The sequence below is a fragment of the Pseudonocardia sp. DSM 110487 genome (assembly GCF_019468565.1).
Taxonomy (GTDB): domain Bacteria; phylum Actinomycetota; class Actinomycetes; order Mycobacteriales; family Pseudonocardiaceae; genus Pseudonocardia.
In genome coordinates this window covers 573,075-592,192 of the sequence record NZ_CP080521.1, presented here as the reverse complement: position 1 = coordinate 592,192, position 19,118 = coordinate 573,075, and the positions used below count along the sequence as shown (strand labels likewise).

Annotated in this window: 19 protein-coding genes and 1 pseudogene; 17 read left to right on the top strand and 3 right to left on the bottom strand. The window is 72.8% G+C overall.

Translation table 11 applies throughout. The features are described from left to right. Window positions 1-79 precede the first annotated feature (79 nt). The 7 genes from K1T35_RS02570 to K1T35_RS02550 all read left to right on the top strand — a co-directional run bounded on the left by K1T35_RS02570 (window position 80) and on the right by K1T35_RS02550 (window position 4,097). Window positions 80-976 (top strand): S9 family peptidase, encoded by an 897-nt coding sequence (locus K1T35_RS02570; RefSeq protein ID WP_255621512.1) that lies wholly within the window; start codon window positions 80-82, stop codon window positions 974-976. Next, window positions 973-1,764 (top strand): DUF2993 domain-containing protein, encoded by a 792-nt coding sequence (locus K1T35_RS02565; protein ID WP_220258584.1) that lies wholly within the window; start codon window positions 973-975, stop codon window positions 1,762-1,764. Before K1T35_RS02570 ends, K1T35_RS02565 begins: the two co-directional genes overlap by 4 nt. Window positions 1,765-1,852: 88 nt before the next feature. After that, a complete protein-coding gene (locus K1T35_RS49700; protein WP_370645493.1) occupies window positions 1,853-1,927 on the top strand; it encodes a putative leader peptide in 75 nt (24 codons plus the stop codon). 131 nt (window positions 1,928-2,058) lie between these two features. Further along, window positions 2,059-2,910, top strand: a complete 852-nt coding sequence (locus tag K1T35_RS02560; RefSeq protein WP_220258583.1) for a sulfurtransferase — start codon at window positions 2,059-2,061, stop codon at window positions 2,908-2,910. Further along, complete coding sequence (locus K1T35_RS02555) at window positions 2,910-3,209, top strand: DUF1416 domain-containing protein (protein WP_220258582.1); 300 nt, start codon at window positions 2,910-2,912, stop codon at window positions 3,207-3,209. Before K1T35_RS02560 ends, K1T35_RS02555 begins: the two co-directional genes overlap by 1 nt. A gap of 148 nt (window positions 3,210-3,357) precedes the next feature. Next, entirely contained in the window at window positions 3,358-3,480 is a 123-nt protein-coding gene (locus K1T35_RS48655; RefSeq protein ID WP_255621511.1) for a hypothetical protein, read from the top strand. Next, entirely contained in the window at window positions 3,477-4,097 is a 621-nt protein-coding gene (locus K1T35_RS02550; protein ID WP_220258581.1) for an FABP family protein, read from the top strand. The genes K1T35_RS48655 and K1T35_RS02550 overlap by 4 nt, the downstream gene beginning before the upstream one ends. A 386-nt stretch (window positions 4,098-4,483) precedes the next feature. Here K1T35_RS02550 and K1T35_RS02545 read toward each other — a convergent pair whose 3' ends face one another. Both K1T35_RS02545 and K1T35_RS02540 read right to left on the bottom strand, forming a co-directional pair. Beyond that, window positions 4,484-5,638 (bottom strand): hypothetical protein, encoded by a 1,155-nt coding sequence (locus K1T35_RS02545; protein ID WP_220258580.1) that lies wholly within the window; start codon window positions 5,636-5,638, stop codon window positions 4,484-4,486. A 45-nt stretch (window positions 5,639-5,683) separates the two neighbouring features. After that, window positions 5,684-7,699, bottom strand: a complete 2,016-nt coding sequence (locus tag K1T35_RS02540; RefSeq protein WP_220258579.1) for a hypothetical protein — start codon at window positions 7,697-7,699, stop codon at window positions 5,684-5,686. Between the two features lie 258 nt (window positions 7,700-7,957). On the opposite strand from K1T35_RS02540, the gene K1T35_RS02535 reads away from it, so the two are divergent. The 4 genes from K1T35_RS02535 to K1T35_RS02520 all read left to right on the top strand — a co-directional run bounded on the left by K1T35_RS02535 (window position 7,958) and on the right by K1T35_RS02520 (window position 11,162). Beyond that, on the top strand, window positions 7,958-8,341 hold the full coding sequence (locus tag K1T35_RS02535; protein ID WP_220262344.1) for a Fur family transcriptional regulator: 384 nt from the start codon (window positions 7,958-7,960) through the stop codon (window positions 8,339-8,341). Beyond that, window positions 8,311-9,405: a folate-binding protein YgfZ gene (locus K1T35_RS02530; RefSeq protein WP_370645294.1), complete on the top strand. Its 1,095-nt coding sequence runs from the start codon at window positions 8,311-8,313 to the stop codon at window positions 9,403-9,405. The genes K1T35_RS02535 and K1T35_RS02530 overlap by 31 nt, the downstream gene beginning before the upstream one ends. A 120-nt stretch (window positions 9,406-9,525) precedes the next feature. Next, a complete protein-coding gene (locus tag K1T35_RS02525) occupies window positions 9,526-10,716 on the top strand; it encodes an MFS transporter (RefSeq protein WP_220258578.1) in 1,191 nt (396 codons plus the stop codon). A gap of 239 nt (window positions 10,717-10,955) precedes the next feature. After that, window positions 10,956-11,162 (top strand): DUF3073 domain-containing protein, encoded by a 207-nt coding sequence (locus tag K1T35_RS02520; RefSeq protein WP_220258577.1) that lies wholly within the window; start codon window positions 10,956-10,958, stop codon window positions 11,160-11,162. A gap of 58 nt (window positions 11,163-11,220) precedes the next feature. Here K1T35_RS02520 and K1T35_RS02515 read toward each other — a convergent pair whose 3' ends face one another. After that, on the bottom strand, window positions 11,221-11,949 hold the full coding sequence (locus tag K1T35_RS02515) for a GntR family transcriptional regulator (RefSeq protein ID WP_255621509.1): 729 nt from the start codon (window positions 11,947-11,949) through the stop codon (window positions 11,221-11,223). A 117-nt stretch (window positions 11,950-12,066) separates the two neighbouring features. Here K1T35_RS02515 and iolC point away from each other — a divergent pair. The 6 genes and pseudogenes from iolC (at window position 12,067) to K1T35_RS02485 (ending at window position 19,109) form a co-directional block, all read left to right on the top strand. Next, window positions 12,067-13,019: pseudogene (iolC, locus tag K1T35_RS02510) on the top strand (5-dehydro-2-deoxygluconokinase). After that, entirely contained in the window at window positions 13,012-13,884 is an 873-nt protein-coding gene (locus K1T35_RS02505) for an aldolase (protein WP_220262341.1), read from the top strand. The pseudogene iolC and the gene K1T35_RS02505 overlap by 8 nt, the downstream one beginning before the upstream one ends. Window positions 13,885-13,955: 71 nt before the next feature. Next, entirely contained in the window at window positions 13,956-14,819 is an 864-nt protein-coding gene (gene iolB, locus K1T35_RS02500) for a 5-deoxy-glucuronate isomerase (RefSeq protein ID WP_220258576.1), read from the top strand. After that, a complete protein-coding gene (gene iolD / locus K1T35_RS02495; RefSeq protein WP_220258575.1) occupies window positions 14,816-16,690 on the top strand; it encodes a 3D-(3,5/4)-trihydroxycyclohexane-1,2-dione acylhydrolase (decyclizing) in 1,875 nt (624 codons plus the stop codon). Before iolB ends, iolD begins: the two co-directional genes overlap by 4 nt. Then, window positions 16,687-18,183 (top strand): CoA-acylating methylmalonate-semialdehyde dehydrogenase, encoded by a 1,497-nt coding sequence (locus K1T35_RS02490; RefSeq protein WP_220258574.1) that lies wholly within the window; start codon window positions 16,687-16,689, stop codon window positions 18,181-18,183. Before iolD ends, K1T35_RS02490 begins: the two co-directional genes overlap by 4 nt. After that, window positions 18,126-19,109: a TIM barrel protein gene (locus tag K1T35_RS02485; RefSeq protein WP_255621508.1), complete on the top strand. Its 984-nt coding sequence runs from the start codon at window positions 18,126-18,128 to the stop codon at window positions 19,107-19,109. Before K1T35_RS02490 ends, K1T35_RS02485 begins: the two co-directional genes overlap by 58 nt. The last annotated feature ends 9 nt before the right edge of the window (window positions 19,110-19,118 follow it).

The window sequence follows — 19,118 nt, the reverse complement described above, 5'->3', positions numbered from 1 at the left end:
GGCGGGCTGCGCTGACGCACCGTTCACATCCGCGTGACCCGGCGGGAACACCACACGCGGATCGATGCAGGATAACCGGGTGGTGGTCGATCACACGAGTCGCGCGGCGCAGGTCACGCCGGTTGCGGTCACGGCGACCTCTGCCGACGGGGTCAAACTCTCCGGCGTGCACCTCTCCCGGGAGGCGCGCGGGCAGGCTATCGGACTGGTCGTCGCGCACGCGTTCACCCACCATGTCGGGCATCCGACCACCCGCAAGCTGCTCGCCGCGCTCGCCGCCGTGGCCCCCGTCGTGGCCCTCGACATGCGCGGTCACGGCCGCTCGGGAGGCCGCAACACGGTCGGCGACCGCGAGCCGCTCGATCTCGACGCTGCGGTGGCCGTCGCACGCGACCTCGGCTACGAGCGGGTGGCCACGATCGGGTTCTCCCTCGGCGCCGCGGTGGCACTGCGCCAGGCAGGCAAAGGCGCCCACCGGCCGGATGCTGTGGTGGCCGTGAGCTCACCCGCCCGCTGGTACTCGCGCGAGACCGCGGCCATGCGCCGGGTGCACTGGCTGCTCGAACAGCCGCACGGCAGGCTCGCCGCCCGGGCGATCGGCGTGCGCCTCGACGGTGGATGGGAGGTCGTCCCGCCCTCTCCCGTCGAGGTGGTCGCCGACATCGACGTGCCGCTGCTGCTCGTCCACATCGCGGGCGACCACTATTTCTCCGCGGCGCACGCACGCGCGCTCGCGACTGCGTCGGGCGGGCAGGCCGAGTCGTGGACCGAGCCGGGTGACGGGCACGGGGAGAGCGGGACCACCCCAGAGCTCGCCAGGCGGATCGCCCGCTGGGCCCTCGCCGCCGCGGGCGCCCGCCCGAGCGAAGCGGCGGCAATCAGACAGAGCCCCGGTGACGGCCGGGAACCGGCTCGCTCTACCGTCGAAACCTCAACCCCGGCAGAACGCCGGGCCGCAAGGTCGGAGGTCGGATGAGGCGCCTGGTCATCGCGCTGCTCGTCCTGGTCGGGCTGTTCGTCGCCGTGGACTACGGAGCCGCCGCGCTCGCCGAGTCCGCGGTGTCGCGCCAGATGCGTGAGCAGATCGGTCTCGTCGACGACCCGTCCGTGCGGATCAACGGCTTCCCATTCCTCACGCAGGCGATCTCCGGCGACTACTCGAGCGTCGACGTCGACGCCGAGCGGATCCGCGTGGGCGAGCTGCAGGAGCTGACCGTGCACGCGCAGCTCCGCGACGTCAGTGCACCGCTGCCGATGCTGCTCGGATCGGGCCCGAAGTCGCTGTCCGTGAAGGAGGTCGAGGGCATCGTCCAGATCCCCGCCTCCGACGTGGAACGGCTCGTCCCCGGCATCGAGAAGCTGCGCATCGAGAACGTCGACGACTACGCCCTCGAGCAGGCCGTCGACGAGGGCGGCGACAAGTCGCTGCGGACGATCGACCCGGAAAACGCGGTTCGGCTCGCCGGCAACATCACCCTGCTCGGCGAGGAGCAGGAGGTGGCCGTCATCGCCATGCTCGAGCTGGTGGACGGGCAGGCGCAGATCGTCCCGCTCGACGTGCGGATCGGTGGCATCGACGCGGACCCGCTCCCCCCGTCGGTGCAGCGGACGCTGCAGCAGCAGTTCACCCTGCGGATCGACCCCGGCTCGCTCCCCCTCGCGGCAACGCCGACGAAGCTCCGCGCCGTCGGCGGCGCGCTCGAGATCAGCGGCTACGCCGACGACCTCACCCTCGGCGACGGCGCGGTATCGGCTACCGGCTAGCCGACGCGGCGGCCGCGCGGAAACCCGCAAGTGACCTGCTCCTCATCCGTACTGCCGCGATCCCGCATCCTCGGTTACCCTCACCAGCGTGTTCTGGCCGCTGACCCGTCGCCGCGCAGTTGATCTGTGCCGCGTCGGCAGCTGCCTGTGTCGCGCCTCCTGAGCATCTGCGTCCTTCCACGCCCTCAGGAGCATTCGCATGACCGAATCACCGCACCCGTCTGCCGTGCCCCGTGCCGGCAGCGGGTTCGCGCACGCCCGAGATCGCACCACCGACAGCCAGGGAGCCACCGCATGAGCCGCCAGGACGTCCTGGTCACCGCCGACTGGGCCGAGAAGAACCTCGGCACCGACGGCATCGTCTTCCTCGAGGTCGACGAGGACACCACCGCCTACGACGGCGGCCACCTGCCCGGCGCCGTCAAGATCAACTGGACCACCGAGCTGCAGGACCCGGTGCGCCGCGACATCGTCGACAAGGACCAGTTCGCGCAGCTGCTGTCGGCCAAGGGCGTGAGCAACGACGACACCGTCGTGCTCTACGGCGGCAACAACAACTGGTTCGCCGCCTACGCCTACTGGCAGTTCAAGCTGTACGGACACGCCGACGTCAAGCTGCTCGACGGCGGACGCAAGAAGTGGGAGCTCGACGGCCGGACGCTGACCACGGACGTCGTGGAGCCCACCGCCACCACCTACACCGCGCAGGACCCGGACCTGTCGATCCGCGCCTTCCGCGACGAGGTGGTCGACTCGATCGGCAAGAAGAACCTGGTCGACGTCCGCTCGCCCGACGAGTTCTCCGGCAAGATCCTCGCGCCCGCCCACCTGCCGCAGGAGCAGTCGCAGCGGCCCGGCCACGTGCCCTCGGCGATCAACATCCCGTGGAGCAAGGCAGCCAACGAGGACGGCACGTTCAAGTCCGACGAGGACCTCGCGAAGCTCTACGGCGAGGAGGGCTACGAGGCAGGCAAGGCCACCATCGCCTACTGCCGCATCGGTGAGCGCAGCTCCCACACCTGGGTGGTGCTGCACGAGCTGCTCGGCTACGGCGACGTCAAGAACTACGACGGCAGCTGGACCGAGTACGGCTCCCTGATCGGCGTGCCGATCGAGCTGGGCGCGCCCGCGAAGAAGGTCTCCTGATGTGCGGTGCACCCGACCAGGCGGTCGCGCTCCCGCCGGGCACCGATCTGACCAAGGAGACCGTCCTCACCGGCCGGGTCGTCGCAGGCGGTGAGCCCGTCGGCGGCGCCTTCGTGCGGCTGCTGGACGGCACCGGCGAGTTCACGGCCGAGGTGGTGGCGTCGGAGGCCGGACAGTTCCGGTTCTTCGCAGCGCCCGGCACGTGGACCGTCCGCGCGCTCTCCCGGGTGGGCACCGGCCAGGCCGAGCTGACCGCCGAGGGCCCCGGCGTCCACCGCGCGGAGATCGCGCTCGCGTAGGCCGACCTGGGATTGCAGCCCAAACGCACTTCCGGGGAGCCACCGCCGCCGCGAAGCAAGGCGGGGGCTCCCCGGGGAAAGCAGAGCCACTTTCATGCAACGTGCTTGCGTGGAAGTGGCTTTGCTGCAACCGGGTAGGGTGCGCCCGGTGCAGTGGTTGTTCACCGGCGTGCTCCTCGCCGTCTGCGGCGGGATCACCGCCTACACCGGGTACCTGCTCCGTCGGCTCTTCACGACGGCTCCGAGCGGGCCCGAGGAGTCGAAGCCATGAGCCGTGACGAGCTGCCGGGCACCATCACCGGCCCGGCCAACGCCGCACCCGACTCCCCGCAGCGCAACCGGCCGCGGTTCGACGACCTGCCGATCCCGGACGACACCGCCAACCTGCGTGAGGGCCCCGACCTGCACGAGCTGTGCATCGGCCTGCTCCCGCTCGTCGGCGTGTGGCGCGGCACCGGGGAGGTCGTCTACCCCACGATCGACGGCCCCTACAGCTTCGGGCAGCAGATCGTCTTCGCCCACGACGGCCGCCCGTTCCTGACCTACGAGGCCAAGGCGTGGCTGCTCGGCCCGGACGGCGAGGTGGTGCGCCCCGGCGCCCGTGAGACCGGCTTCTGGCGCCCACAGCCCGACGGTGAGCTCGAGGTGCTGATCACCCACGCCACCGGCATCACCGAGATCTTCTACGGCCGGGCGCGCAACCTGACCTCGTGGGAGATCGAGACCGACGCCGTGGTGCGCACGGCGTCGGCCAAGGAGGTGGTGGGCTCCCACCGCCTCTACGGTCTGGTCGAGGGCGGCGACCTGGCCTACGTGGACGAGCGCGCGATGGTGGGCCAGCCACTGCAGCCACACCTCTCGGCGCGCCTGAACCGCATCGCGGGCTGATTGCGCACGCAGCACTCCAGCCGGACTTCGTGATCATTCCTCTGATAGCCGGGCTCGGGGCGTCGGCTTTCGCACCGAACCGCTGATCACCGCCTGGGCCGGGGGTGCGTTCCGCGGAACGCACCCCGGGGTGCGGCCGGGTGCCGGGTCTTTCGTGGGCGCGCCGTTCCCAGCCCTGGCCCCCCGGCGCTCACCCACCAGCCCCGGCCGCCGGCGTGTTCCCACCGGCAGGGGCCCGACCAGACCGACCCGACGGATCGACACGATCGCGCCTGACCCGACCGCCCGACCGGCGGCGGGGCATGATCCGAACTAGCGGTTGTCCACGGCTGCCCTCACAACCATGAGCACCCGAAACTTCGGATCATGGGCGCGGCCAGGGACACCTAGGCCTGCTGCTCCGCGGGCGCGGCCTCCAGTAGCTCCCGCACTTCGTTCTCCGGCAGGCGGGCCAGGCGGGCCAGCTGGTCCGGGCGCAGGCCCGCGGCGGCCAGGCGGTGCAGCACGTCGCGAAGGGCCGCTCGCCCCGTGCGCACGGCATCGGTGAGGCGGTCCAGCTCGTGGAGGCAGGTCTCCAGCTCGTCGGCGGCGCCGACGGCCCGCTCAGGGTCGTCGAGCAGCACGGCGAGCAGCCGGTCGCGCGCGTCGCGGGCCGGGGCACTCTGCCGGCCATCGCCGCCGTCGTCCGGGCGGGGCGCCGGCACCGCGGCAGGCTCGGGGGCCGGCTGTACCGGCACCGGCCATCCGCCCGCCACGAAGCCCGCTACGGGCGTGGGAGCAGCGGTCTCGGGTGCCTGCCACCCGTTGCCCTCCGGGCGGTGCTCAGTGGCGGTGGCAACCCAGCCATTGCCGCTCACGTGGGGCTCGGGCTCGCCCGCCTCGGACGTCGTCGTCGCGGTCATGTCGAGGCCGTCCGGATTGGTCCTCGCGGCCGGGTCGACGTCGTCCACGCCGGAGGCGGAGGGCTGATCGTCGCTCTGCGACGCGTCGAGGGTGCTGTCGTCGGGCGGCGGTGGGCCCGCGGGCCGCTGCACGTCCGGCCCGCCCGTGCGGCCCGCGGCCGCCCGCACAGCGAACGCCTGCGCCACCGCGGCCGCGACCGTGCGCCCCGAGCCAGCCTGGTGGGGACGCGACGAGACCGTGGGCATCCCGCCGGAGGGTGTCGGGTCGACGAAGACCTGCTCACCGCCGCCGGGCGGCTCGACCCTTGCGGTGACCTCCGCAGGGCGCGGCGCCGCCGCTGCGGCGACCGGGCCCGCGAGCGGCTGCGGCACGAACGGGGCGGCGGGTTCGGTCGCCTGCTGGGCAGGTGCGGGTACCGGTTCCACCGATGCAGGCGCTGTGGGGCCTGCAGGAGAGTCGACGGCGTTCGGGCCCGACGTCGCCGGGGGCTGAGGCCTTCGCATGTCCGGTGGAACCCGGCTGGATCCGGTCGAGGGTTTCCGCCTGCGCACGGCGATCACCACGAGGATCAAGGCACCGACCAGCACTGCGGCCACGCCCAGCATGACCAGCGCGGACGCCGACAGGGGCAGCTGCATGGTTGCGCACCGTACGCCCTTTCAGCTCACGGTGCGCAATAAAGATCACCCGGAGCGTGACGCCGATGCGGATCGGTCGGAGTGCTCGGCGCCGTTGCCGGAGGGCCCAGAACCCTGCCTGCCGGACTCCCCTGCGCCGCCCTGGCCGTCCCTGCGCTGCTCGGGTCGTGCGCCGTCCGGACGCTGGGCGGACGCAGGCCGGGGCGGGTTGCCCGTGGTCGGGGCGCCGTTCCCGGGCTTGTCGTTCTGGCGCGGCTGCGACACCTGCGATGGCGGGACGGTCGGGACGAGGGCAGTGCGCTCCCCGCCCGGCCGGTCGACTGGCCGCGCGGGAGGCCTTTGCTCGGCCCCGCCACGCTTCGCCTGATCGGGTGACGCCCGGAACAGGTCACCGGACTCCTGCGCGGGCGGCCGCCGCTGTTCGCCACCGGACGGAGGGGCCTGGCCGGACGGGCGCCCGCCGGAAGCGGGTTGCGCTGCTCCCTGCTGCTGCCCGCCCTGCTGCTGCCCGCCCTGCTGCTGCCCGCCCTGCTGCTGCTGCCCGCCCTGCTGCTGCTGCGCGCCCTGCTGCTGCTGCTGCCCGGCCTGCTGCTGCCCGGCCTGCTGCTGCCCGGCCTGCTGCTGCCCGGAGGCCGGGCGCGCGGCACCGGCCTGCTGCCCGGAACCGTTGCCACCCGGAGTGTTTCCGCGGGCGGCCGCGGGCCGCTGTGCGGACCCGTTGCCCCCCGGCGTGTTCGAGCCCTGGTTCGGCGTGGGCGCGTTCGTCCGAGGAGCCGACGGCTGGGCGGCGCCGGGCCCGTTCGCTCGCTGGCCGGGCTGCTGCCCCTGCGTCGTGTTCTGGCTCGAGCCGCTCGGCGCCGCCGGACCGGAACCGGCGGACGGCGCCCCGTTGCCGGACTTGCCGGCCGGACGGGACGGAGCGGAACCGCTCGGGTTCTGCGCCGGGCGGTTCTGGCCGCCCTGCCCGGGCTGCTGCCACGACCCGCCTGCGGGCGGCGGCGTCGAGGGCCGCGACGCGCTCTGGGCCTGCCCCGCAGGCGCCGATCCGCTGCCGGCCGCCGTGGCGGGCGGCTTTGCGGGGGCCGGCGCGAGTGGCGGGACCTGCGGCGCGGCCCGGGTGACGCTGTCGGCGGGAACGGGACGGCCGGAGCCGCCCTCCGGTCCGCCTGCGCCCTTCGTGGCATCGGCGGCGGGACGTGCGGGCGCCTGCCCATGGCCGTCGCCCGACGGACGTGGCCGTGGGGTGGGCGCGGCGGGCGGCCGGGGCCCTGACGGCTGCTGCGAGGACGGCTGCTGCGACGGCTGGGACCGCTGCTGCTGCGGCGGCTGGGAAGAACCACCCGATCGAGTGCCTGCCGATGGCTGGGCCGCGGGAGCGGGAGCGTTCCCCTGCCGGTTGCCCGCCGACGGCTGGGCAGCCGGCTGCGAGGGCTGCTGGGCAGGCTGCGCGGACGGTTGGGACGACGGCTGGGACGACGGCGACGGCTGGGGCTTTCCCGGGCTCGGCTTCGCCGCGCTCGGGGAGGGCGAAGGGGTCGGCCGGGCCTGGCCGCCGCCGCTGTCGCCCCTGGTGAGGTCCAGACGCCCGGTGGGGGCCGCGAGCATGCCCTCGAGCTGCCCGCGCATGCGCGTGAGCTCGTTCAGGAGCGCGTCGCGCTGTCGCACGAGGTCGGCCAGCTGCGCTCGGACCTTCTCTTCCTCCGCGCGTGCGGCGGCACGCGCCTTGTTGCGGATCTCGGCAGCCTCCTCCTCCGCCGCCTGCAAGATGCTCTGCATGCGGTCGGTGAAGCTGCCGACGACGTCGGGTGCATCACTCCCGCGCTGCGGGGGGCCACCGGGGCCGGGTCGCGGCGGCGCGGGACGCGGGCCACCCGCGGCGGGCATTCCGCCGGGCGGGGACACGAGGGGCAGCGGGTGGCTGCGGGCCATCTCGAGGTCGGCGCGCATTCGCGAGACCACGCGCTGGAGGCGGGCCACGTGCTCATCGACCTGCTTGCGGTCGTAGCCCCGGAGGACGACGTCGAAATTGGGGGCACCCAGCGCGCCCGCATCACTCGTCATCCGTCGTCCCTCCCGAGCGTGACAGCCCTTCCACCCGCCGAGGGTAGGTAGGTCCAGGCTCCCAAACCTGGTCGTTCACCCTGACGGAGCATACCGACGGCACCCGATCTTCGGGTATCGGAGCGCGTAACCCCCGGTCCACCACCCGACACACCGGACGCCGGAGCGCCTACCATCAAGTCGGTGGACACCACGTCGGGAACCGTGGAGAGCGGGCCGGCGGCCCTCCGCCGCACCCTGCACCAACGCGGCCTGCGGATGACGCCGCAGCGGCAGCTCGTGCTCGACGCCGTGCGCGCCCTCGGGCACGCCACGCCGGAACAGATCTGCACGCAGGTCCAGCAGGCGGCGCCCGCCGTCAACATCACCACGGTGTACCGCACGCTCGACCTGCTCGAGCGCATCGGGCTGGTCCGCCACACCCATCTGGGCCACGGCGCTCCGACCTATTCGGAGCAGCAGCACCAGCACGTCCACCTGGTCTGCCACTCCTGCGGCACGGTCACCGAATCCCCCACCGACCTGATGGACGGCCTCGCGGAGCGGCTGCTCGCCGAGTCCGACTTCGCGCTGGACCCCGCTCACGTCGCGCTGTCCGGGCAGTGCCGCGAGTGCCGCGACGCCGAGGAGGCAAAGCAGTGACGGACCTGCCAGGGGCAGACAACGACCAGGACGTCCCGGCGCACCGGGGCGACCCCCTTGCCGAGCAGCGGGCCATGAGCCGCGGCGCCGGGGTCGTCGACCGCGGCCACCGCGGCGTCATCGCGGTCACCGGACCGGAGCGGCTCGGCTGGCTGCACCTGCTGCTCACCCAGCACGTCAGCGAGCTGCCTGCCGACTCCGGCACCGAGGCACTCGTGCTGGACATCAACGGCCGGGTGCTGCACCACATGGTGGTGGCGCACACCGCCGACACGGTGTTCCTCGACACCGAGCCGGGCGACGTGCCGGAGCTGCTCGACTACCTGAAAAAGATGGTGTTCTGGTCGAAGGTGGAGCCCCGCGACGCCACGGCGGAGCTCGCCGTGCTGAGCGTCGTCGGCCCGGACACAGCCGACGTGCTCGCCGCGGCAGGCGTCGCGGTGCCGGAGCGTCCGCACGGCGCGCTCGCCCTGCCTGGTGGCGGGCTCGTCCGGCGCATGGGCTGGCCCGGTGCCGATGCCGCCGACCTGCTGGTCCCCCGTGACACGCAGGCCGCGTGGTGGGAACGGCTCACGGCGGCGGGCGCGCGCCCGGCCGGCACGCTCGCGTTCGAGGCGCTGCGTGTCGAGGCGCTGCACCCACGCCTGCGCGTCGACACCGACGACCGCACGATCCCTCACGAGGTGGGGTGGATCGGCTCGGCGGTGCACCTCACGAAGGGCTGCTACCGGGGCCAGGAAACGGTGGCCCGGGTGGCCAACATCGGGCGCCCGCCCCGCCGCCTCGTGCTGCTGCACCTCGACGCCGGCGACGAGACCCTGCCCGTGCCCGGCGACCAGGTTCAGCGTGACGGACGTCCCGTCGGCCGTGTCGGCACGGTGACGATCCACCACGAGCTGGGCCCGGTGGCGCTTGCCCTTGTGAAGCGCAGCGTCCCGGTGGACGCCGAGCTGACGGCGGGCGAGGCCGACCGCGAGACGCCGGCGAGGATCGACCCGACGTCGTACGCCCCTGAGGCGGACACACCACCCCCGGGTCGAGCAGCCCAGCTGGGCCTCCGCTAGGGATCACTTCGCACGAGGTCGGCCTCGTGCGAAGTGCCCACACGCTGTGCGAAGTCCTCTCGACTCTCACTATGTGGGAGTAGCGTCCCGATATTCGGTACGGCCGCCTATCGTCGGGTCATGGGTTCGGGGCCTTCATATCGGTGGGTCGTGCTCGTCGTCGGGACGGCCGCACAGGCCGCCACCGCGTACTTCCTCGGACTCGCCGCGGTCACGCCCGCCCTGCGCGAGCACTTCGGATTGGGCCTCGCCGGCGTCGGTGTGCTCATCGGGCTCGCATCGGCAGGCCTGATCCCGACGCTCATGGCGTGGGGCAGCGCCGCCGACCGGTTCGGCGAGCGGTGGGTGATGGCGTCCGGGCTGCTCGGCGCGGCGGTGGCGCTCGGCGTCCTCGCGCTCGTCGACGACGCGGTGGCCGCGGGAGCCCTGCTGATCGTCGCCGGGGCATCCGGCGCGAGTGTCAACGCGGCCAGCGGTCGCGCCGTGCTCACCTGGTTCCCCGCGACGGGCCGGGGCACGGCGATGGCGATCCGGCAGACCGCGGTACCCATCGGGGCCGCGGTCGCGGCCGTTGCCCTACCTCCGATCGCGGACGCGGGCGGGGTGCCCGCGGTGTTCGCGGCGCTGGCCGTCACGTGCCTTGCCGCGGCGGCGGCCGTCGCCGCGTTCATCCGCGAACCGCCGGACCGGCCCGCCCGATCCGCCCGGCCCGCTGCGCGGGCTCGCGAGGTGTTGGCCGACCGCCGGCTGCAGCGGCTGAGCGTGGCCGGGCTACTGCTCGTCGTACCGCAGTTCCTCGGCTCGGTGTTCCTGGTGGAGGTGCTGCACGGCGGCGCGGGTCTCTCCCTTGCGACCGCGGGGGCGCTGCTGGGCCTCACCCAGGTGCTGGGCGCCGTCGGGCGCCTCGCGAACGGGGCGTGGTCGGACCGGGTGCAGAGCAGGCTCGGCCCGCTGCGGATCGTCGCCATCGCGGTGGCGGCGGGCTTCGCACTGGCGGCGGTCCTGCGGCCGGGGCCCGCGGCGCTGCTCGCCGCCGCGCTGGTCCCGGCCGCGGCGCTCGCGATCAGCTGGAACGGCCTCGTCTTCACGGCGGCAGGTGAGCTGGCCCCCACGGGTCGCGCCGCCACCGCGATGGCGATGTCCAACACCGCCAACTACATGGCCGCCGCCGTCGCCCCTGCCATCGGCGGGCTGGTGGCCGACCTGGCCGGCTGGTCGGCGATGCTCGTGATGGGCGCGACCGCCGCGCTCTGCGCCGTCCTCGCGCTACGCCACTTGGACGAACCCGCGGCGGAGTCGGCGCGGGCGTGATGGCACTCACATCCATCCGAACGGGTGGTGGAACGTCGGATGAAAGGGCAGGAGGCTGGGGTCCCGACCCGCTGAGGCCAGCCCAGCGGGTGACCTCCTACGCGTCCGGCGTCACATCACCGGTGCCACGTCGCACTCCTGCCGGTTCGCAAGGTACGGTGAACACCACGAGATTGTTGAGATGAATGGGGCCGCCGAGACATCCGGCCGCCCCTTCCCTGTTGTAAGGGGGACCAGCCATGGGGCGCGGACGAGCCAAGGCCAAGCAGACCAAGGTGGCTCGAGAGCTCAAGTACAGCTCCCCCACCATGGACCTCGACGCGCTGCAGCGCGAGATCGGGAGCGCGGCACCCCGCAACGGTGAGGCGGAGGACGAGTACTACGCCGATCCCTATGCTCCCGCCGAGGACGACGAGGACGAGGCACCGCAGCGGCGCTACCGCTGAGCTGCGTGTCGCCTGCAGCCCGGTGGGGGGTTGGCGCAGGTGAGCGGACCCATCCGGGTCAGCTGGACAGGGTGAGCGCGAAGGAGTACCGGCTCGCGCGATAGATGTGCGAGCCGTACTCCACCGCACGACCGCCGGCATCCCATGCCGTGCGGGTCATCGTCAGCACAGGGGCACCCCGCGTGTCGCCCAGCAGCCGAGCTTCGGCTGCCGTCGCCGCACGGGCACCCACCACCTGGTCGGCCATCCGCGGCACGTAGCCGGCTGCGCGCAGCAGCTCGTAGAGCCCACGTGCCTCGAGGTCGTCATGGCGCAGCGGAAGCACGTCCACCGGCACCGCGTTGTGCATGAGCGCGAGCGGTTCGCCCGCGGCGAACCGCAGCCGCTCCATCCACGTCACCTCTGTGCCCTCCGGCACGCCAAGGGCCTCGGCGACGTGGTCGGGCGCCGGGCGGACATCGAGGCTGCGGATCCGCGTGGTGGGCCGCTTGCCCGACTTCGCCAGGTCGTCGTACAGGCTGGAGAGCTCGACGGGCCTGCGTACCTTCGGGTGCACGATCTGGGTGCCGATGCCGCGCTTGCGCACGAGCACCCCGCGCTCGACGAGATACTGGATCGCGCGGCGCATGGTGGGCCGGGACACACCCAGCCGCTCGGCGAGCTCCACCTCGTTCTCCAGTCGGCCGCCGACCGGTAGCTGGCCGCCCTCGATGAGCTGTTCGAGCCTCCCGGCCACCTGGAAGTAGAGCGGCACCGGGCTGGTGCGGTCGAGTGCCGAGACCTCCACGCCTGCTCCTACCGTTGGGTATGTCCTGACAAAGTGTTGACAGGTACGGCGGGTCAGAGTACACCTGAGCGGCGTGTCCGGGGTCACCTGGAGAACGCGGACTCGAAGGGGAGGCGGATGGCCGGGTTCGAGGTGCTCACCATGGGCCGCATCGGCGTGGACGTGTACCCGCTGCAGACCGGGGTGTCGCTGCGCGAGGTGCAGACGTTCGGCAAGTACCTCGGCGGCAGCGCCACGAACGTGTCGGTCGCGGCAGCGCGCCACGGGCGGCGCAGCGCCGTGATCAGCCGGACCGGGCAGGACCCCTTCGGCGAGTTCATCCACGACGCGCTGCGGGGCTTCGGCGTGGACGACCGGTACGTCACGCCGGTGCCGCACTTGCCGACCCCTGTGCGTTCTGCGAGATCTTCCCGCCCGACGACTTCCCGCTGTACTTCTACCGCTTCCCCAAGGCGCCCGACCTGGAGATCCACGCCGGCGAGCTGGACATGGACGCCGTGCGGGACGCCGGCGTGTTCTGGGTGACCGGCACCGGCCTGTCGCAGGAGCCGAGCCGCGAGGCCACGCTCGCCGCCCTGCGGGCACGCGGCAAGGCGGGCATCACCGTGTTCGACCTCGACTACCGCCCGATGTTCTGGCCCTCCCGCGAGGAGGCCCGCCGTTGGTACCAGGAGGCGCTGCAGCACGTCACGGTGGCCGTCGGGAACCTCGACGAGTGCGACACCGCGGTCGGGACCCGTGAGCCGGACGCCGCGGCCAAGGCGCTGCACGACGCGGGTGTCGGGCTTGCGGTCGTGAAGCAGGGGCCGGCGGGCGTGCTCGCCTCCGACGGCACGACCCAGGTCGTCGTGCCGCCCGTGCCGGTCGAGGTGGTCAACGGCCTCGGGGCGGGCGACGCGTTCGGCGGAGCGCTGTGCCACGCGCTGCTCTCCGGCTGGGATCTGGAGCGCTCCATGCGGTTCTGCAACGCCGCAGGTGCGATCGTCGCGGGCCGGCTGGCCTGCGCGGAGGCGATGCCCACGACCGACGAGGTCGAGGCCAAGCTCGGGGAGGCCGTCCGTGCTGGCTGACCGACTGCAGGAGCTCGTCGAGCTGCGGGTGCGCAGGCCGGAGGCGGTGGCCGAGGCCGCGCAGCGCCGCCGCAAGCCCGACTCGTTGCTGGGCGAGCACGGCAGGCTCATGATGATCGCCGCCGACCACCCGGCCCGCGGCGCGCTGCGGGCGGGCGACCGGCCGCTCGCCATGGCCGACCGCGGCGACCTGCTCGACCGGCTGTGCCTCGCGCTGTCGCGGCCCGGGGTCAACGGCGTACTCGGCACCCCCGACGTGCTGGAGGACCTGCTGCTGCTCGGCGCGCTCGACGGCAAGGTCGTGGTCGGCTCCATGAACAGGGGCGGCCTGGCCGGAACGACCTTCGAGATCGACGACCGGTTCACCGCCTTCGACGCCGCGAGCATCGCCGCGGCCGGGTTCGAGGGCGGCAAGATGCTGGTCCGCATCGATCCGGAGGACCGCGCCACCGCCGCCACGCTCGAGTCGTGCGGGCGGGCGGTGAGCGAGCTGGCCGGGCACCGGCTGATGGCGATGGTCGAGCCTTTCATCTCCCACCGCGTCGACGGCCGGGTACGCAACGAGCTCACCACCGAGGCGATGATCCGCGCCTCGACGGTCGCGGCCGGCCTGGGCAACACGTCCGCGCGCACCTGGCTCAAGGTCCCGATCGTCGACGAGATGGAGCGCGCGATGGCCGCGACGACCTTGCCCGCCCTGATCCTCGGCGGGGAGGTGGCCGAGGACCAGGACGCCGCGTTCGCGAGCTGGAGCAAGGCACTGGCCCTGCCGACGGTGAAGGGACTGGTGATCGGCCGGTCGCTGCTCTACCCACCGGGCGACGACGTGGCGGGGGCGGTAGACGCGGCGGTGGGGCTCCTGTGAGCGCGCAGCTCGGTTCCGACGATCGGCTCGTTGGTCGGACAGGTTCCGACGAACGCGCCGTTCGTCGGAATGTGGGGCCCCTCGTGCGGCGGGGCGAGACCTCCGATGGGCCCTTCTCGCTCGTCGTGACGCCCGAGAATGCCGGGTGGGAGTACAGCTCGCTCCGGATCCTCGAGTTGGCGCCCGGGGAGAGCGTCACCTTCTCGACCGGGGCGGACGAGATGGTCGTGCTGCCGCTGTCGGGTGGCTGCAGGGTGTCGTGCGACGGCGAGACGTTCGACGTCACCGGCCGCCGTAGCGTCTTCGCCCGCGTGAGCGACTTCGCGTACGTGCCACGGGACGCCGACGTCACCGTGTCGTCCGACGGCGGTGGGCGGTTCGCCCTCCCCGCCGCACGGGCCACGCGGCGGCTGAACGCGCGCTACGGCCCTGCCGACGGTGTTGCGGTGGAGCTGCGCGGCGCGGGCCAGGCCAGCCGCCAGGTCAACAACTTCTGCAACCCGCAGACCTTCGACGCCGACAAGCTCATCGCCGTCGAGGTACTCACGCCCGGCGCCAACTGGTCGTCCTTCCCGCCCCACAAGCACGACGAGGAGCGCGAGGGCGAGGCCCAGCTGGAGGAGGTCTACTACTTCGAGGTGGACCGCGACGGCCCCGCCTACCAGCGCGTCTACACCTCGGGCCCGGGCCGGGAGATCGACGTCTGCGCCGAGGTGCGCAGCGGCGACACCGTGCTCATCCCCCATGGCTGGCACGGCCCGTCGATGGCCACGCCCGGCTACGACCTCTACTACCTCAACGTCATGGCCGGTCCGAGCCCGGACCGGGCGTGGCTGATCTGCGACGACCCGGAGCACGCCTGGGTGCGCGCCACCTGGGAGGACCAGGAGATCGATCCACGACTCCCGCTGACGACGACGGAGGAGAAGGCGTGAGGCTGACCGTGGCCCAGGCGCTCGTGCGGTTCCTCGCGAACCAGTACAGCGAGCGCGACGGCACGTCGCACCGGCTGATCCCGGGCTGCTTCGGGATCTTCGGGCACGGCAACGTGGCCGGGCTCGGGCAGGCGCTGCTGGAGGCCACGCGCACGGGCGTGGATCTGCCGTACCACCTGGCCCGCAACGAGCAGGGCATGGTGCACACGGCCGTCGGCTACGCGCGGATGCGCAACCGCCTCCAGGCCATGGCGTGCACCGCGTCGATCGGACCGGGCTCGACGAACATGATCACCGGGGCCGCGCTCGCCTCCACCAACCGGATCCCGGTGCTGCTGCTGCCGTCGGACGTCTTCGCCACGCGCGTGGCAAACCCGGTATTGCAGGAGCTGGAGGACCCGCGCACCTTCGACATCTCGGTCAACGACGCGTTCCGGCCGGTGTCCCGGTTCTTCGACCGGGTGTGGCGGCCCGAGCAGCTGCCCTCGGCGCTGTTGGGCGCGATGCGCGTGCTCGCCGACCCGGCCGAGACCGGCGCCGTGACGATCGCGCTGCCGCAGGACGTGCAGGCCGAGGCGTACGAGTGGCCGGAGGAGCTGTTCGCGCCCCGGGTCTGGCACATCCCGCGCGCGGTGCCCGAGCCGGCCGCGCTGGCCAGGGCGGCCGAGCTGATCCGCTCGGCGGAGCGCCCGCTCGTCGTCGCGGGCGGCGGCGTGCACTACAGCGAGGCCACCGACGCGCTGCGCCGCTTCGCCGAGGCCACCGGCATCCCGGTCGGGGACACGCAGGCCGGCAAGGGCGCGCTGCTCTGGGACCACCCGCAGGCCGTCGGCGGCGTCGGCTCCACCGGATCGCCGGTGGCGAACGCGCTGGCCCGCGAGGCCGACGTCGTCATCGGGATCGGCACCCGGTACAGCGACTTCACCACCGCCTCCCGCACCGCGTTCCAGCACCCGGACGTGCGGTTCGTCAACCTCAACGTCGCGGCGTTCGACGCGGCCAAGCACGGTGGCGAGATGCTCGTCGCCGACGCCCGCGCGGGGCTCGAGGCGCTCACCGAGGCCCTCGCGGGCTACCGGTGTTCCTCCACCTGGGATACGACCGCCTGGAACCGCACCGTCGACGAGGCCTTCCACCTGGGCCACGAACCGCTCCCGGCGCAGACCGAGGTGCTCGGCGCGCTCAACGAGGAGATGCACGCGACCGACGTCGTCGTGCAGGCCGCCGGGTCGATGCCCGGTGACCTGCAGATGCTGTGGCGCGCGCGGGACGCGAAGCAGTACCACGTGGAGTACGCCTACTCCTGCATGGGCTACGAGATCGCCGGCGCGCTGGGGATCAAGATGGCGGCCCCGGACCGCGAGGTGTTCGCCCTGGTCGGCGACGGGTCCTACCTGATGATGGCGAGCGAGATCGTCACCGCGGTGTCGGAGGGGATCAAGCTCAACCTCGTCATCGTGCAGAACCACGGGTTCGCCTCGATCGGGGCGTTGTCGGAGTCGGTGGGCTCGCAGCGGTTCGGCACCGCCTACCGGTACCGCAACCCCGACACCGGCCTGCTCGACGGGCAGACGCTCCCGGTGGACCTCGCCGCCAACGCCGAGAGCCTCGGCGCCGACGTCATCCGCGTGCGGACGATCGAGGAGTTCCGCGAGGCGATCGCCCGCTCCCGCGCGTCCGACCGGACGACCGCGATCCACATCGAGACCGACCCGCTCGCTCCCGTTCCCGACTCGGGGAACTGGTGGGACGTGCCGGTTGCCGAGGTCTCCCAGCTCGACAGCACGACAGCCGCCCGCAAGACCTACGAGGCGCACAAGGCAGAGCAGAAGCCCCTTTTGGGCCCGCCGGCAGGAGGCACCCCCGCATGAGGACCGTCACGCACTGGATCGGCGGCAAGCCCGCCACCGGCGAGTCCACGCGCACAGGGCCGGTCTGGAACCCGGCCACCGGCGAGCAGCAGGCCGAGGTGCTGCTCGCGAGCCGCACGGACGTCGACGCGGCCGTCCAGGCGGCCGCTGCGGCGTTCCAGACCTGGTCGCAGTCGTCGCTCTCGAACCGGACGAAGATCCTGTTCAACTTCCGGGAGCTGGTGAACTCCCGCGTCCAGGAGCTCGCGGAGATCATCTCCGACGAGCACGGCAAGGTGGTCTCGGACGCCCGCGGCGAGGTGCAACGCGGCCTCGAAGTGATCGAGTTCGCCTGCGGCATCCCGACCCTGCTCAAGGGTGACTACTCCGACCAGGTCTCCACCGGCGTCGACCTGTTCTCGTTCCGCCAGCCGCTCGGCGTCTGCGCCGGGATCACGCCGTTCAACTTCCCTGCCATGGTGCCGATGTGGATGCACCCGGTGGCGATCGCCTGCGGCAACACGTTCGTGCTCAAGCCCAGCGAACGCGACCCGAGCGCGTCGCTGCTGGTGGCCGAGCTGTGGGCCGAGGCCGGGCTGCCCGACGGGGTCTTCAACGTCGTGCACGGCGACAAGGAGGCCGTCGACGCGCTGCTCGACCACCCGGACGTGGCCGCGGTGTCGTTCGTCGGGTCCACGCCGATCGCGAAGTACATCCACGAGCGCGGCACCGCGAACGGCAAGCGCGTGCAGGCACTCGGCGGCGCGAAGAACCACGCCGTCGTGCTGCCCGACGCCCCCATCGACTACGCCTCGGACCACCTCGTCGCGGCCGCGTTCGGCTCGGCCGGCGAGCGCTGCATGGCCATCTCCGCCACGGTCGCCGTCGGCGGCGCGGCCGACGAGCTCGTCGCCGCGGTCAGCGAGAAGGCGCGTGCCGTCAAAGTCGGCCCCGGCCGGGAGCCCGACAGCGAGATGGGCCCTGTCGTCACCGCCGCGGCGAAGGAGCGGATCGTCGGGCTGATCGGCACCGGCGCCGCACAGGGCGCCGAGCTGGCCGTCGACGGGCGCGGGCTCACCGTGCCGGGCCACGAGAACGGCTTCTTCGTCGGCCCGACCGTCATCGACCGGGTGGCGCCGGAGATGGACGTCTACCGCGAGGAGATCTTCGGGCCGGTGCTGTCGGTCGTGCGGGCCGACGACGTCGACGCCGCGATCGCGCTGATCAACTCCAACCCGTACGGCAACGGCACCGCGATCTTCACCTCCTCCGGGGAGGCGGCGCGGCGGTTCCAGCGCGGCGTGAACGTCGGGATGATCGGCATCAACGTGCCCATCCCGGTGCCGATGGCCTATTACTCCTTCGGCGGCTGGAAGGACTCGCTGTTCGGCGACAAGCACATCCACGGGCCGGAGGGCGTGTCGTTCTACACGCGCGCGAAGGTCGTGACGTCGCGGTGGCCGCACGTGGAACACGCGACCGGCGCCAGCTACCACTTCCCGACGGCGACCTGATCATGGCGGCCCTCGACCGGCTGACCCTCGGCACCGCGCCCGACTCGTGGGGGGTGTGGTTCCCGTCCGACCCGCACCAGGTCGGCTGGCGACAGTACCTCGACGAGATCGCGCAGGCCGGCTACCTGTGGACCGAGCTCGGCCCGTCCGGCTTCCTCCCGCAGGACCCGGCACAGCTGCGCGACGAGCTGGACGCCCGCGGCCTGCGGCTCTGCGGTGGCACGATCTTCGCGGGCCTGCACCGCGGCGCCGAGGCGCTCGACGATGCGATCGAGGCCTGCGGCCGGGAGTCCCGCCTGCTCACCGCGCTCGACGCGCGCCACCTCGTGCTGCTCCCCGAGCAGTACACGGACATGCACACCGGCACAGCCATGCAGTCCGGCGACATCGATTCCGAGCAGTGGAAGAACCTCACCACCGGCTACGACCGGCTCGGGAAACTGCTCAAGGAGGAGTTCGGCGTCGACCTGGTCTTCCACCCGCATGCCGACACCCACGTCGACACGCAGGAGCGGGTGGAGAGGTTCCTCGCCGACACCGACCCGGAGTTCGTGAACCTGTGCCTGGACACCGGGCACATCTCCTACTGCGACGGGGACAACGTCGCGATCATCGAGCGGTTCCCGGAACGGATCCGCTACGTGCACCTCAAGCAGGTCGACCCCGCGGTGCGCGAGCGGGTCCGGGCCGAGAACCTCTCGCTGGCCGAGGCCGTTCCGCTCGGCGTGATGGTCGAGCCACCCTACGGCGAGCCCGACATGCCCCCGCTGCTCGACGCGCTCGCCCGCTTGGACACCGACCTGTTCACGGTCGTCGAGCAGGACCTCTACCCGGTCGAGCCGCACATCCCGCTGCCGATCGGCGCACGAACCGCAGGCTACTTCCGGGGCTGCGGCCTCGGCCCGGTCCGACGATGGCCCTATTGATGGGGCCCT